General features: G+C 66.9%; 12 protein-coding genes. 4 read left to right on the top strand and 8 right to left on the bottom strand.

The features are described 5' to 3' along the window. Window positions 1–124: 124 nt before the first annotated feature. From ACWDKQ_RS16070 to ACWDKQ_RS16035, 8 genes are all read right to left on the bottom strand, one after another. Entirely contained in the window at window positions 125–1,387 is a 1,263-nt protein-coding gene (locus ACWDKQ_RS16070) for a nucleotide sugar dehydrogenase (protein ID WP_450139522.1), read from the bottom strand. A gap of 104 nt (window positions 1,388–1,491) precedes the next feature. Continuing rightward, window positions 1,492–3,534 carry a GNAT family N-acetyltransferase gene (locus ACWDKQ_RS16065; protein WP_450139521.1) on the bottom strand — a complete coding sequence of 681 codons (2,043 nt, stop codon included), beginning with the start codon at window positions 3,532–3,534 and terminating at the stop codon, window positions 1,492–1,494. Further along, the gene (locus ACWDKQ_RS16060; RefSeq protein WP_450139520.1) at window positions 3,531–4,136 is read right to left on the bottom strand and encodes a sugar transferase; all 606 of its coding nucleotides are present in this window, start codon (window positions 4,134–4,136) and stop codon (window positions 3,531–3,533) included. Before ACWDKQ_RS16060 ends, ACWDKQ_RS16065 begins: the two co-directional genes overlap by 4 nt. 82 nt (window positions 4,137–4,218) lie before the next feature. After that, complete coding sequence (locus ACWDKQ_RS16055; RefSeq protein ID WP_450139551.1) at window positions 4,219–5,667, bottom strand: hypothetical protein; 1,449 nt, start codon at window positions 5,665–5,667, stop codon at window positions 4,219–4,221. Continuing rightward, window positions 5,664–7,274: a lipid II flippase MurJ gene (locus tag ACWDKQ_RS16050; RefSeq protein WP_450139519.1), complete on the bottom strand. Its 1,611-nt coding sequence runs from the start codon at window positions 7,272–7,274 to the stop codon at window positions 5,664–5,666. The genes ACWDKQ_RS16055 and ACWDKQ_RS16050 overlap by 4 nt, the downstream gene beginning before the upstream one ends. Then, the gene (locus ACWDKQ_RS16045) at window positions 7,271–8,182 is read right to left on the bottom strand and encodes a hypothetical protein (RefSeq protein WP_450139518.1); all 912 of its coding nucleotides are present in this window, start codon (window positions 8,180–8,182) and stop codon (window positions 7,271–7,273) included. Before ACWDKQ_RS16045 ends, ACWDKQ_RS16050 begins: the two co-directional genes overlap by 4 nt. 2 nt (window positions 8,183–8,184) lie before the next feature. Then, window positions 8,185–9,288 (bottom strand): DegT/DnrJ/EryC1/StrS family aminotransferase, encoded by a 1,104-nt coding sequence (locus ACWDKQ_RS16040; protein WP_450139517.1) that lies wholly within the window; start codon window positions 9,286–9,288, stop codon window positions 8,185–8,187. After that, window positions 9,285–10,391, bottom strand: coding sequence for a Gfo/Idh/MocA family protein (locus tag ACWDKQ_RS16035; protein ID WP_450139516.1), 1,107 nt, complete (start codon window positions 10,389–10,391; stop codon window positions 9,285–9,287). The genes ACWDKQ_RS16040 and ACWDKQ_RS16035 overlap by 4 nt, the downstream gene beginning before the upstream one ends. A gap of 523 nt (window positions 10,392–10,914) precedes the next feature. On the opposite strand from ACWDKQ_RS16035, the gene ACWDKQ_RS16030 reads away from it, so the two are divergent. The 4 genes from ACWDKQ_RS16030 to ACWDKQ_RS16015 all read left to right on the top strand — a co-directional run. Then, window positions 10,915–12,048 carry a chitinase gene (locus ACWDKQ_RS16030; protein ID WP_450139515.1) on the top strand — a complete coding sequence of 378 codons (1,134 nt, stop codon included), beginning with the start codon at window positions 10,915–10,917 and terminating at the stop codon, window positions 12,046–12,048. A gap of 324 nt (window positions 12,049–12,372) precedes the next feature. Beyond that, a complete protein-coding gene (locus tag ACWDKQ_RS16025; protein ID WP_450139514.1) occupies window positions 12,373–13,488 on the top strand; it encodes a hypothetical protein in 1,116 nt (371 codons plus the stop codon). A 24-nt stretch (window positions 13,489–13,512) separates the two neighbouring features. After that, a complete protein-coding gene (locus tag ACWDKQ_RS16020; protein ID WP_450139513.1) occupies window positions 13,513–13,794 on the top strand; it encodes a hypothetical protein in 282 nt (93 codons plus the stop codon). Window positions 13,795–14,049: 255 nt separating this feature from the next. Next, the coding region (locus tag ACWDKQ_RS16015; protein ID WP_450139512.1) for a VOC family protein at window positions 14,050–14,529 on the top strand (480 nt) is incomplete at its 3' end.

Genomic DNA, 14,529 nt, shown 5'->3' with positions numbered 1-14,529 from the left:
GGCGGCGAGCATGTCCTGCAAGGCTTGCTCGGGTGGGAAATGTCCGCAGCCGCGTAGGACGACGCTCAAGCTCCGCCCGCTGCTGGAAAAAGACGCGTGACGAACCTCCGCTTCTGCTTGCAGGTCAAAGCCGTTCCACCTGCGGAGAGCGGAGCCGGTTGCGGGTGTCCAGCACGCGGTCGGCGTAGCGCTCCAGCAGCGCCCAGTCGAGCATGTCGTGGTCGGTTAGCACGATGATCAGGTCGGACTGGGAGATCTGGTCGGCATCGAAGCCCACCAGTCGCACGTGTGGCGGAACTTCGTCCGGGTCGATGAGGGGGTCGACCGCGCGAAGGTCGGCGCCGAGCCGGTCGAGGCGCTCGGCCACGGCCATCGACGGGGAGTTCCGTGCGTCGCCGGAGTTCGCCTTGTAGGTCATCCCGATCAGCAAGACGGCGCTGCTGTTCACGGATTTCCGGCGCCGGTTCAGGTGTTCCGTGGCGCGTGCGACGACATGGTCCGGCATGTGCTTGTTGACATCGTTGGCGACGTCGACCAATCGGAACTCCTGTCCCAGGCAACGCCGCACCTGCCAAGACAGGTAGGAGGCGTCGATCGGCAGGCAGTGCCCGCCGACCCCGGGCCCGGGCGAGAAGCGCATGAACCCGAACGGTTTGCTGGCCGCCGCATCGAGGACCGACCACACGTCCACCCCGAGTCCACGCGAGAACACCGCGAGTTCGTTGACCAACGCGATATTGATGTGCCGGAAGGTGTTCTCCAGAAGCTTTGCCATCTCCGCCTCCCGAGTTCCTGGCACCGCAACGGTCACATCCACCAGCTGGTCGTAGAAGTCGCGGACGGCACGCAGCGATTTCGGGTTCACGCCGGACACGATCTTGGGCGTGTTGTGGAACTTCCAGGTCGGGTTGCTCGGGTCGATGCGTTCCGGGCTGTAACCAACGTGAAAGTCGGTTCCTGCGCGCAGTCCTGAGCCGGTCTCCAGGATCGGCACGAAGATTTCCTCCGTGGTTCCGGGGTAGGTCGTGGACTCGAGCACTACGCAGCAGCCGGGCGTGATGTGCGTGGACAACGCACGGGCGGCGTCTTCCACGTAACGCAGATCCGGTGCGCCGTCGTGCAGTGGAGTGGGAACGCAGACCGAAGCGAAGTCGAACCCGCGCAGCTCGGCGCGGTCGGTGGTCGGTAGGTACCGGCCCGTCGCCAGAGCCGCCGCGAGTCGCTCGTCGTCCACGTCGTCGATGAAGGACTTGGCCCGCTGGAGCAGATCGATGCGGTCCTCGTCGACGTCAAGACCGACGACGTCGAATCCCGCCTCGCAGGCGCGCATGGCGACGGGAAGACCCACGTAGCCCTGGCCTACGATGACGACTCGTGCACCGGGCATTCCGGTCACTTCTTCAGGGTTTTTCCCGCATCCCTGCGCTCGCGGAAATGCAACGGCACGCTTCGTGTTCGGGGTTGTTCGGTCATCTCGCTGCATGAGGGCTCCTAGCAGAAGTACCGGTAGAGCAGGGAACCGGCTTTCCCGGTGATGTCATCGGAGACGGATTCGTCGGTGAACAAACCCGTGATCCCGCTGAGCAGATCGTCCACTTCGGACCGAGTAGTCGGTGACTCGCCTGGCGAGCGCAAGGCCACGACCTGCTTCTCGTCGTCGGCGTACTTCCGCTTGAAGTGCAGCAGCCCCGGCTGGTCGAGGTCGCTAACACCCCAGTCGACCAGCCGCAGCCCGCGCTCCACGGCCCAGCCGATCGCGGCCCAGTAGATCGCATCGTTGGGGCGCAGTCGTAGCCGGTCCTGCAATGACGAACCGAACTTGAAGTGCAGCACGCCGTTGCACTGCAGGAACACGGCAGCGGCGACGGGTTCGTCGCCCACGCGCGCTGTCATGGTCACGACCGAGTCGTCGGAATGGAACTGCTCCCAGATGTTCTCGAAGAACTCCATCGGCTGGGCCAGCATTCGGTACTTGTGCTTGCGCAGCCGGACCTGCATCCGGTGAAAGTTCCGCAGCGCTTCCACCCCGGTGTCGGCGCTGATCCGGACGCCGTTGCGCTCGGCTGCGGCTATGTTGCGGCGGGCGGTGGCGGAGATCCGTTGGTGGAGTTCGGGCAGGGGAGCGTCCAATCGTGTCGCGTGCCAGGCGAGCCGACCGGATTCCCGCAGCCGCGGATCCCGCACCGGGGCTTCGCAACGCAAACACCGCAACGCGATTGGCACGCCCTGGTCGACGACCCCGTTGGTGAGCTGGTGCCAGACCGTCTCGTTGGGGGCGAAGGGGTCCGCCCAGTCGGAGAACGGGAGGCTGCAAAGCCGTTCTCCGCGGATGTCCCGCACGCGGACCCAGGCAAAGCCGCCGACTACCGCTCCCGATGCGTCCACCGCGATGCGAGCTTCAGGGGTGAAACCGTAGGTCTGGCACACCGCCTCCAGCCACGGCTGGGATGTGAATATGCTGCCCTGCGGCCCAGCGGCGAGTTCGGCCCAGCGCGAGTCTTTCCGCGGGTCGACGGTGACGATCTCGGGTGTGGCGCTGCGCATCAAGGCCGCCTTCGCAAGCGTTCGGGAGAGCTGGAACGGCGGCGGCTCCCGCAGCGTTCCCACCGCCGTGGACCGAGCTGCTAGCAGGTCATCGACGGTGATTTCGCCGAGTTCCCGGTGCAGTACCAGGCCGCGCCGGCCGAGTTCGGTCGCGAGCTGTCGCTGGTGGTCGTCGATGGCCTCGCCGAACCGGCGCTGCCTGGTGACCACCACCGGCGCCTTCCCCGCGTCGAAGGCCAGCAGCACGGATCCGGTGCCGGAGTGGCTGATCACCACGTCGGCCGACGAAAGCGCCTCCGCGAGCTGGGTGATCGGCAGGTACGGCTTGGTTTGGATCGGAAGGTCGTCCACCGGCGCCGGACCGGTTTGCCAAAGCACCTCGACCGGCAGGCCGGTCGCGCGGTGCAGCGCACCCTCCGGCTCGAGCAGCGGCACCAGCGATTCGATCATCCGGCGGAATGGGTACGCCGATGCGCCGACCGTTACCACCACGCGCAACCGGTCTCCCAGCGGGCGGTCTGCCGTCGTCGCCCGGTAGACGTCGAACTGGCTGCCGCCGTGGCGCCAGCCGCGACTAGCGGCGTGCGGGTACTGGGTGTAGACGCGGACCCGGGGAACCCAGCGCAGCAGTCTGCCGGTCAATGACGGGCTGTTCACCCGCGCGGCGCTTTCAACGTAGTGGCACTCGACGCCGCGCGCGGCCAGGTAGGGCAGGAAACCGAGTGCGATGCCGGAACCGGTGGAGATGGCTCGGGTGATGTCCCGGGCACGCCACAGCCGGTGCGCGATCGGCAGGCACCTCAGCACTCCCGGCACGCTGCGGCATCCGACCGGCGGAACGTAAACGACGTCCCGATCCGCCAGCATCGACGTGCTCTGCTCGTTGCGGCTGGTCACCCACACCGCCGGGCCGTCCGCGGGAATCCGCTCGGACAGACTGTGCAACTGGGCCAGGTGACCGCCCGTGGTCGCCACGAAGAGCGTCGTCATCGGGCACCGTCCCCGCGCAGCATCGACGGCAGAGTTCGGGCCAGGATGCCGAGGTCGGTCTGCAAGCTGCGGGACCGCACGTAGACAAGGTCCAGCCGAAGCATGTCCAAGGTGCCCATGGTGCTGCGGCCGCTGACCTGCCACAGCCCGGTCAGCCCGGGTTTGACCGCGCTGCGTTCGGCGAACTCCGGCGGGAACATCCCAGCCTCCCACTCCAGGCATGGACGTGGGCCCACCAGCGCCATGTCGCCGCGCAGCACGTTGAGCAGCTGCGGCAACTCGTCGAGGCTGGTACGCCGCAGCCAAGAACCAACCGCGGTGACGCGCGGATCGCGGTCCAGCTTGAAACTGCCGTCGGCGGAGGTGTCCTCGCCGCGCAGCTCCCGTGCGATCATTTCGCGCAGCGGTTCCTCGCTGCACCCCAGTCGCATGGTGCGGAACTTGTAGAGCGTGAACGGCTTTCCGGCCCGCCCGACCCGGCGTTGCCGGAACAGCGCCGGGCCTCGGCTGGTGAGGCGGATGATGCCGGCGACGATGAGCATCGGCAGCGCGAGCACGGCCAACCCGACGGCTGCACCGACGACTTCGATTCCGCGCAACACGCACCGCTCCCACCGAGGTCGCCGACCGCCCGGCGCCAACGGTTCCGGTGGGCGCTCCGCCCGCACCGTCCGCGTTGGTCTCCTAGGCTGTGCGAGACCGATCGCGAGCAGGATCTTGAGTGCTGTGCTCGTCATCACCAAGCCTCCCAGACATGATCGCCAGCAGAACGAACAGCAGATCGCCAAACCCGCGGACCACCAGGTGGATGTCGATCAGCGACAGAACCAGGACCATCCACCAAGCGATCTCCAGCGCTGCCGCGCACGCCCCTACCGCGCCCGGACGCGGGGCCAACCGGCGGGCCTCCCGCAGCACCGCAACCGATAGCCAGCCGAACGCGACCAGCAGCGCAATCCCGCCGGCCCAGAGGAACTGCAGGTAACCGGATTCGAGGTAGATCACGTCCCGCCAGGTCTCCGGGGCAATGAGCACCGAGTTCGGCGAGATACCGAGGACGAAGCGTCCTTCCGCCAACTGCGGCAGGTAGAAGGTGGTGAGGTTGTCCCACCGGCCGAGCCAGCTGCGGGGCACGGCGTAACCCTGCGTGAAGTCCGCCATGCGGCCCAGGAACGCGGGCGCGCCGACGAGTGCGGCGATCCCCACGATCGGCAGGAACCTGGCAACTTGGCGCCGGGCCTGGGGGTAACGGCGCAGGATCAGCACCCCGCCCACGAGTGCGGAGATCCAGGTCGAGAACTGCCCGCTTGCGAGGACACCGGCACCGAGCAGGACGCCGAGCCCGATCCGTTCCCACTTGCCGAGGATTCCGCGAGTGCCGCAGTAGAGCAGGAGTGCCAACCCGACCATGATGTAATCGCCGGTCGCGATCGAGGACGCCAGAGTCGCCGTGCCGCGGTCGCTGGCCTCGTTCGCGCTCGCATGCCAGAACTCGCTCAGCAACGTCAGCACGGGTTCGACACCCAGCGTCTGCAAGATCGCCACTATCGACAACCCAGCGGTCGGCCAGACCACCAGGCGGATGCAGCGAAGCCGCTGTTGTTCGGTGCGCACGGCCAACCGGACGAGCAGGAACAGCACCGCGAGTTTGCCCACCGGCAGCAGCGCCACTAGATCGGAGCCGTGAGGTTCGTTGCCGCGCAACATCATCGACGCGATCGGCCAGACGGTGCTGAACACCACGAAACCGGCCAGCGCAACGTCCAGCCGCCGCAGGCGCAGCGAGACCGGGTCACCGCGTAGCAGCCGCAGCCAGCCACCGGCGCACGCCCCGGCCACCAGCACGGCGAACATCGCCTCGTTCGGTCGCGCTCCCGGGATCAGCGTGCCCCGGTCGATACCCGCGAGAAACGGCAAGGTCAGCAGGTAGGCGTAGGCCGCGAACGCGGGTCGGTACGCGGCTGCGGCGAATAGGGCCGCAGCCACCAGTGATCCGGCGACCAGCGGCCCGGCCACCGCGATGGACAGTCCCGCCAGCGATGCGCACAAGACCGCCTGGGCGATCAGCAGCGTTTCCGTGCGGTCCGCAATCCTGCCGGAGATCTCGTCGCGTCGGGGCAGCAACACGTTCATGGGCACCGTCCGATCCAGCTGAGGCGCACCGCGCCGGCGTAGACCGCGATGGCCGCCAGTCCGCACGCGCCGAGCGCGATTACGTACCAGGCCCGGCTGGTCTCGCCGATGCTCAGAAACCAGCGGCCGAAGGCGACGATCGGCACCATCGAGATGCAGGCGAGGAAAGCCCTCGCGATCTGCGCGCGGTCAATCCAGCGTTCGGGTCGCAACGTCGCTCGCAGACCGAGGAGCACGGTCACCGCTCCGGCCAACTCACCCGCCAGCAGGCCCGCGCACAGCACCACCAAGCGGGATTGATCGTCCGGCACGAGCAGCGACGTGACGGTGACGGTGAGCGACGCGGCCAGCAGTGCGTAGCTGGCCAGCCGGGGGCAGCGGGTGTTCAGCCGCGCGAACAGCGCATCGAGGCCGACCATGTGCACGCTCGCCGCGAACTGGGCGACTGCGATCACACCGAGGCAGGCCGCGAGCTGGTCGATGAGCTTGTCCGAGTGCAACTGCCCGTTCGCCAGCATGCTCGCCACCGGATGGGCGAGCACGGTGAGCAGGAGCAACGGAGGCAGGCTGGTGATCGACGCGAGCGTAAGTGCTTGTCGCCACGACGCGGCGAAACCGCTGTGGTCGTCACGTGCAACTGCGGCTGACATCCCGGGCAGCACGACGGTCGACACTGCGCGTGCCCCCAACGCGGTCGGGACCTGCATGACCGTGTAGGCGCTCTGCACCACGATGACTCCACCAGGCACAGTCGACGCGACGGCCAAAAGCACGTACAGCGCGACCGACCGCGTGAGGGGCAGGCTGATCGAACTGCGCAGCCTCCGCAGGACTGACGCCACCACCGGGTCCGATCGCCACTGCAACGACGGGCGCACCGGCAGCCCCGCCCGGGACGCCCCGAACAACTGGAGGCAAGCGTGCACCGCCACAGCGAGGGTGCTGCCCAGCCCGAGAACGACCAGGGGACCAGCCGAAACCTCCGCGACATCCAGCCCCGTGCCCCAGTGCAAACCCACCACGACTACGGCGGCGATGAGCACCACGTTCTCCGCTGCGGGAGCCACGGCTGCCAGCGCAAAGCGCTCGCGGGCCTGCTGAGCAGCGGCTCCCAGCGCTGCCGCCGTGTAGAGCATGACCTGGGGCGCGACCAGCAAGACGAGCACTGTCGTCGTCTGCTCGGCCTGCTCCCGGAGCGTGGGTTGCGGGATCCCGAGGCTCAGGCACCACCCGAGCACCGGCGCGGCGAGCGCCACGAGTCCGGCCAGCACCGCTGCGGCGATCAGCAGGAATCCGCTGACCCGACCGAGCAGCCTGGTTGCCACCTCTGGTCCCCCGCACGCGAGCACCTGCACCACGGTTGGGACGATCACCAAAGCGAGCGCGGGCCCCGCGATCACGCTGTAGGTCAGGTTGGGAACCATGTTCGTGGCGACGAACGCGTTCGCGAAATAGGTCGGGCCGAGCACCGCGCCAACCACGACGACCCGGACCAACCCGGTCAGTCGGCTGATAAGGATTCCGCCGGAGACGACGGCAGAACGCCGCACCGTTGCCCTGACGGCTGGCCGGGACTGGTCGGCGCGCAGCGCGGAGCGGGCACTCACCGGTTGCTCCACCGGCGTACCAGGAGCGCAGCGGTGATGGCTGCGACCAGGAGTCCGGTGAGCGCTCCGGCTGCCGTGGCGAACATGGGACGGGGGCTGACGGAGTCGGTCACGGAGTAGGCCGGCACCACGACCTTGGGTTCGGAACGCGCGAGTTCGGTCATGCTGAGCTGGTCGAGCTGCGACTGCAACTGCTGCTCGCGTTGCTGCAGGCTTTGCACCAGCGCCTCGGCGGAGGCCGGCGAGGGCGAGCCGGGTTCTGCGCGCCCTCCCGAGGCCTGCGCGTTTGCCTCGACGAGACGCGTCCGGACATCGGCGAGCTGCCCGCGCACATAACCTTCCACTCCGGACTCGCTGTTGGTCCGCGCGATGTCCCGGTAGCGGTCGACGATCTCCCGGGCCCGGCGCAAGGCGACGTCTGGGGTGCCGGCCCTTGCCTCCACCTGCAGGACCTCGCTGCTGTCCAGCAGCGACATGGTCACCGTCTTCTCCAAGTCCTCCACCGGAAGCTGCTCCTGGGCGGCCACTGGACCGAGCACCTGCCTGCTGCGCAGCAGCACCAGTTGGGTCGTCAGACTCCGGTCCTCGCGCAGGAAACCGGTCGACTTCTCCTCGCTGATCTGGAAGAGGATCTGCGCGCGCGCCGCGTACACCGGCGGCCACACCAGTGCCCCGATGAATGCGGTGCCAGCGCCGATCAGCACGATCAGCAGGGACACGCCGAGCAGTCGCCGCTTGTTGGCCAGCAGTGCGGACCACGCGCGGTTTTCCGGCGCGGGCGGCGGTGTCCGCGGGTCTTCCTGAGCGCCGAGGAGCGGACCGATGGGCGCGGCACGGGTTGTCACCGCTGCGGCGTCCAAGCGCTGCGCGTTGACCGACTCGCCGTTGGAGTGCTGGGTTTCGGTCAAGGTCAGACACCTCGCAATGCATCGCAAACCCGAACGACGTCGCCGTCCTCGAGCGTCGGGGAGATGGGCAGGGACAAGATCTGCGTGGCCGCCTCCTCGGCGACGGGAATCCGTTCGTCGCATCCGGCGAAAGCCGGTTGCCGGTGGCAAGGAACCGGGTAGTGCACACCCCACCCCACGCCGGCCGCGGATAGCGCCGCACCCGCCTGTTCCCGCCGCAACGTCCGCACCACCGCGAGGTGGTGCACGTGCTCGGCTGCGGGGTCCACGGCGACTGGCTGGAAGGACGCCGGCAGCGATTCCCGGTACCGGCGAATCAGTTCGCGCCGGCGCGCGTTGTCCGAGTCCAGCCGCGGGAGTTTCAAGGACAGCGCCGCGGCCTGGATGCTGTCGAGCCTGCTGTTGCGGCCTATCAGGTCATGGCGGTGCCGGTCGTGCGCCGCTCGACCGTGGTTCGCAAGACGCCGCACCCGGTCGGCCAACTCGACGTCGCTGGTGACGACGGCGCCGCCGTCGCCCAGCGCCCCGAGGTTCTTCCCGGGATAGAAGCTGAAAGCGGCGGCGCGTCCGACACTTCCGGCGGGGTGTCCGCCGTAGCGCGCTCCGTGCGCCTGTGCCGCGTCCTCGATGAACGCGAGACCGCAGCGGTCAGCGAGCGAGCTCAGCGCTGGTACATCGACCATTTGGCCGAACAGGTGGACCCCGATGATCGCAGCAGTACGTCGGTTCACCGCTGCGGCGGCCGCTGCGGGATCGATCAGCAGGGTGTCGGGGCGAACATCGACGAATACCGGCCGCGCGCCGGTCGCACGCACCGCTTCCGCGGTGGCGACGAAGGTGTTCGCCGCAACGATGACATCGTCGCCGCCTCCGATGCCCGACGCGGTCAAGATCAGCTCGATGGCGTCGGTGCCGTTGGCCACGCCGACGCAAAAGCGCGACTCGCAGTACGCGGCGAACTGCGTCTCGAACCGCTCTACTTCCGGCCCACCGACGAATCGGCCGTGTTGGAGGACCGCCTTCCACGCCACTTCCAGGTCCGTCTGCAGGTCGGCGTTGATGTCCACGAGGTCCAGGAAGGGGACCGCACCGGTGTTCCGGTTCATTGCACTGCCTCTCCGTAAGCCGCCGGCTCTGCGAGCAGCCGCGCGGCTTCCACGTCATCGGGGGAGCGCTGGGCCGGAACGTCCAGCACCCGCACCGGCCGACCGGTGACCTCTGCCAGGTCCGACGCGCTGAGCACCCGGACGATCTCCAGGCCGCTGCGACCGGAGGTGTTGGGGGTTCGACCGGTGCGCGCGCAGTCGATGAAGTGGGTGTCCTGCACGAGCAGCGGCTCGCGGAACACCACGTGCGGCGAGACGATGTCGCCGGATCGGTAGGTGATCGGCATCGCGTGCGCGTCCGCTGGATCGTCGAGGCCGTGCGAGTCGACGCCGATGTCGTAGACGCGGATCCGGTCCTCATCGGAAGTGTCGTCGTAGACCGCCATCTTCTGGTCGCCGACGACCGTCACGCGGCGGACCTTCTGCGGATTGAGCCAGCTGACGTGGACGAAGGCGTAGGTCCCGGACTTCTCCAGCTCCAGGCGCACGTGCGCCACGTCCGCGTGTCGTCCGTCGACGTGGTGATGGGCCCACGTGGTGACCGACGCGGGAGTTTCGTCCATCAGGAACGCGATGATCGAGAGGTCGTGCGGTGCGAGGTCCCAGATGACGTTCACATCGCGTTGGTAAAGGCCGAGGTTCAGCCGCGCGGTGTCGATGTAGAGCACGCGTCCCAGATCGCCGGAATCGATGATCTCCTTGAGCTTCCACACGGCGGCGTTGTATTCGAAGGTGTGGCCGGCCATGAGCACCACGCCACGTTCGGCAGCGGTATCGACGAGTCTTCGGGCGTCCTCGATCGAGGTCGCCAGCGGCTTTTCGACGAGGGTGTGCTTTCCTGCGAGCACGGACCGCAGCGCGATCTGTGCGTGCGAGCACGGCGGAGTTGCCACCACCACCGCGTGCACGCTGGGGAGGACCTCGTCCAAGGCGCGTGCCGTGCCCGCCGCCGGGAAGTTGAGGTGGGCCTCGGCCAGCCGCCCAAGATCCTGGTCGACGACCACCACCTCCACGCCGGGCAACGTGCTGAGAACGCGTACGTGCTTGGAGCCCCAGTAGCCGTAACCCACTACTGCAACGCGCATGCTGTCCGTTCGAGCCATTAAAGCCTCCAGAAACCGGTTGGTGCGCAACAGGGATCCGGTAAGCCATCGTTGGACTTCAGGTGGAAACCCGCTTGCTTGGCAATACCAAAGTGGATGCTTCGCCGATTCGTCGCACAGCGTCAGCGCGACTCTGCCTATCCACGAGGGGCGGACCTCGGGAGTGGGAACCAGTGCCGTCACCTGCGCGCCTGACGGCGGGCGCGCAAGGTGACCACGATGGAGAAAGGCGAGCGATCTTCGTGGAAAGGTGCGGGTATCCTGTGTGGACGAGAAAGATCTTTTTCTCCGCAGCTGAAAAACGCAGCCGGATCGAGTGACGACGAGCTGTCACTGGCAAAATCATAAGCGGAGGAATGGGATCGAGGCGTCAGGTAAATCCGTAGATCAGTACCGGAAGATCGAATTTTCCTGGATTTCGCGTCGGCGGCGCCTGTCGTGCAGTTGATCGCGATCTGGCGCGGCTGCCCACTGGTAATCGAAAGCCGCGCGGCACGATCACCGACGTTGCCGATGTGAAGGCTTGCTGGGCCCGCGCGACACGCACTCGTTCGACATCGAGTTCGACTTCCGGGGACGCGCTTGCTGGCTTATTCGTGGAACCACCACCGAACGAGTACACGATTATCGGACCATCCATGTGGTGAAGCGGCAGGCGGCTCTCGCGGCGGCACGGGAGAATCGGCCCATGCCGAAGATGCGAGCGCTTTTCATCGCCCTCATGATCGGTTGGGCATTCGTCGCATGCGGAACGCACAGCCATAACGTCTCCCGGAGTACGGCCGCGGTGACTTCATCGCCATATCTCTTCTTCGGGTGGGGCAACCCCCCTGACCCGGTTGCGGTGATGAAGGAAACCGGCGTCAAGGCGTTCACGCTTGCTTTCATCCTCTCCGGTAATGGCTGCGATCCCGCATGGGACGGCGAAAGGCCGCTGGACGGCGACGATGCCGCTCAGATCAAGAGAATCCGGGATGCGGGCGGTGATGTCGTCGTCTCCATGGGGGGCAGCGCCCAGGAGGGGCGAAAGCTGGGCGAGGTCTGCCCGAACGAGCAAGCCCTGGCGAACGCGTACCAGAAGGTCATCGACGCCTACCGGCTCAAAGCGATCGACATCGACATCGAGAAGGGCGAGTTCGAATCCCCTGAAGCGCAAGACCGCGAACTCGGCGCACTGAAGATCCTCAAGCAGCGCAACCCCGAGCTCAAGACGATCATGGTGTTTCCCACGGAACGCTCCGGTCCGGACGAGGTCGGCAAGCGGCTCATCCGACGAGCGCACGAGCTTGGCGCCAACGTCGACGTCTTCACGAGCATGCCGTTCAACTTCGGGGGTACCGACATGACCCGCAACACGATCTCGGCCACCGAAGGGCTCGTGTCGGAGATCGCCAGTACCTTCGCAATACCGAAAGAAGAGGCGTACCAGAAGGCCGGCATCTCGTCCAAGAACGGTGGAATCGAGGAAACCGTGCGGTTGGCGGACTTCCACAACTTCCTGGACTACGCCAACGGCCACCGCATTGGCCGATTCACCTTCTGGGCGGTCAACCGCGACCGTCCCGGTGACCCGAGCCATGATGCCGGCAGCGGGATTGCCCAGCGCGACTGGGACTTCACCCGGGTCGTAGCGCGTTACCGCTCCACGCAGCCCTGATCGGCCCACGAGAACAACAGAACTGATTCTGCCCGTGTCACGAAGACTTGCTGATTGAACGGTCCGGGAGGTCGGATGATGTCTGTGCTCCGCCTGCACACCGCCTTGCGCCCGCGCGTGGTCTCTGCCGTCACACGCGGCGTTGTGGAGCCCGTTCTCCGGGCACCCTACCTGAGCACCGCCCGGTGGTTGCCGGAGTTTTTCGCGTGGCCTGAGCAAAAGCGGCGAGCTTGGCAACGGGATCGGTTGCAAGCTGTCTTGCGGCACGCGCGGGACCAGGTGCCGTACTACCGCGACTTGCTGGCCGGGCGGGACGTGGATGGGGTGGACCTCACCGAACTCCCCGTGATCGACAAGGCGATGATGCGGCCGTGCATGGACAACTTCTTGAGCCAGGGCTGGCGAAACATCCCGCACATCGCCAAGAAAACCGGTGGTAGTACCGGCGACCCGTTCCAGTACCCCCTCGACAAGCGCGCATGGGTGCACATCTACGGAGCGAACCTGTACTTCTGGGAAAGCACCGGCTACCGCTACGGAGAGCGCCTGGTAATGGTGAGTTCCCCGCCCTCATTGCAGTCCGCGAGCGAGGGCTTGAAGACTCGCTTGCGCTCTGCATTGGAGGGGCGCGTGATCTCCGCAGCGGGATGCCACATCGACCCGGAGACGAGCCTAAAACGGGCACTCGCCGCCGGGCGCGCGCGGGGAGCGCTCTGGTACGGATACGCGAGCCATATCGCAGCGATGGCCGACGCCGTACTGGAAGCGCGTGTACGCGTGCCGGCGCCGAAGGTGATCGTCACGACGGCTGAGCTTTTGTTCCCGACCTGGCGCGAGCGCATCGAGCAAGCCTTCGAGGCGCCACTGCGCGACCAGTACGGGTGCAACGACGGCGGCATCATGTCGCAAGGATGTTCGCACGATCGGCTTCACATCGCCGAGAACGTATCGATCGTCGAGATCCTCGACGACTCCGGCCGCCGGTGCCGACCGGGTGAGGAGGGCGACGTGGTCGTGACGAACCTGCACGCCCGGACACTGCCCTTCCTGCGGTACCGGATAGGGGACCGGGCCGTACTCGGCGCGGGGACATGCCGGTGTGGCACGGAAGGCACTTTCCTGGAGAGGGTCGTCGGTCGGCATGGTGACAGCTTGCAATTGCCAGGCGGCAAGCAAGTTTCCATGCACCCGCTCGGGAAATGCTTCTTCGATGCCCGCCACGTGCGTCGTTACCAGTTCGTCCAGCCGGAGCCAGGCCGCATCCAGGTGCGTCTCGAGGTCGAACCGGGTTTCGACGCGGACGAGCGTTCAATGATACTCGGCGAAGTTAGACGCGTGGTGGGCAGCGTGGTCGAGGTCGACCTGACGACCGACGAGCCGATGGAAATCACTCGGGGCGGCAAGCACCGCGTAGTCGTGCGGGCCTTCGACACGGCGTGACCTCGTTGCGCGCTGGCCCCTGCCGTGCGCCGCATCGTCCTCATCGACGCCCCCGCCGTAGTCGGCTGGCAGCAGTGGCGCGAGATCGAAGAACGCTACGCCCTGGGGCTCGTCAAATCCGTCCTGCACGCCATCGCTGAGCAGGCCAGGTTACCCACCGACCGTGCCGACCTGTTCGCACACATGCTGCTGGCCTCGATGAACGAAATCGCCCCCCTGATAGCCAGAGCAGACGGCGACGAACATGTCATTCAACAAGGCGAAGCCGCCGCCGACGAGCTCTTGTCCCGTCACCTGAACGCCTGACCGCCACGCAAGCGGCATGCGGCCGGATGGCCGATTCGTTCAATACTTCTCTGCGCCGCCAGCATGTACTGGCCCGTGGGCAGGATCGGTCGGCGAGGTGGAACCTCATCCGTCGTTGCAACCTTGCGGGGGAGGATTACCTGGCACCTCAGCGGTCGGCCTGAGCGCCCGCGGCCGTCGAGCCGACAACTCCGCAGGCTGCCCGCCGCGACGAACAACACAAGCACCCGTTGGAACCGAGCAGAGGAGTTCGGCATGAAGGCGAACATCGGGGCAATCACCCTCGGTGTGCAGGACCTGGAGCGCTCGCTGCGCTTCTACCGGGACGGACTCGGGTGGTCCTCGCCCGGGGTCATCGGCACCGAGTACATCGGCGACCACGACAATCCCGGCGGTGCAGTCGCCATGTTCACACTGGAGAACGGACTCATCCTGTCGCTGTACGCGCGCGACGATCTGGCGAAGGACGCCGACGTCCCGATCGAACGGGTATCCGGCTCGCCGATGAGCCTGGGCTACTTCGTCGACAGTCGCGAGGAAGTGGACAGGGTCCTCGAGCGGGTGCGGGAAGCAGGCGGCAGCGTCGTCCGCGCGCCACTGGAACGTCCGTGGGGAATCTACGCAGGCTACTTCGACGACCCCGACGGGCACCTGTGGGAGGTGGTCCAGGCATCCTGCTCACCCAGCGCGCGATGGACTCCGCCGCGCCGCCGAAGCACTACACCGACTTCCGCA

The sequence above is a fragment of the Saccharopolyspora sp. NPDC000995 genome (genome assembly GCF_053599315.1).
This window is presented reverse-complemented; position numbering and strand designations above follow the sequence as displayed.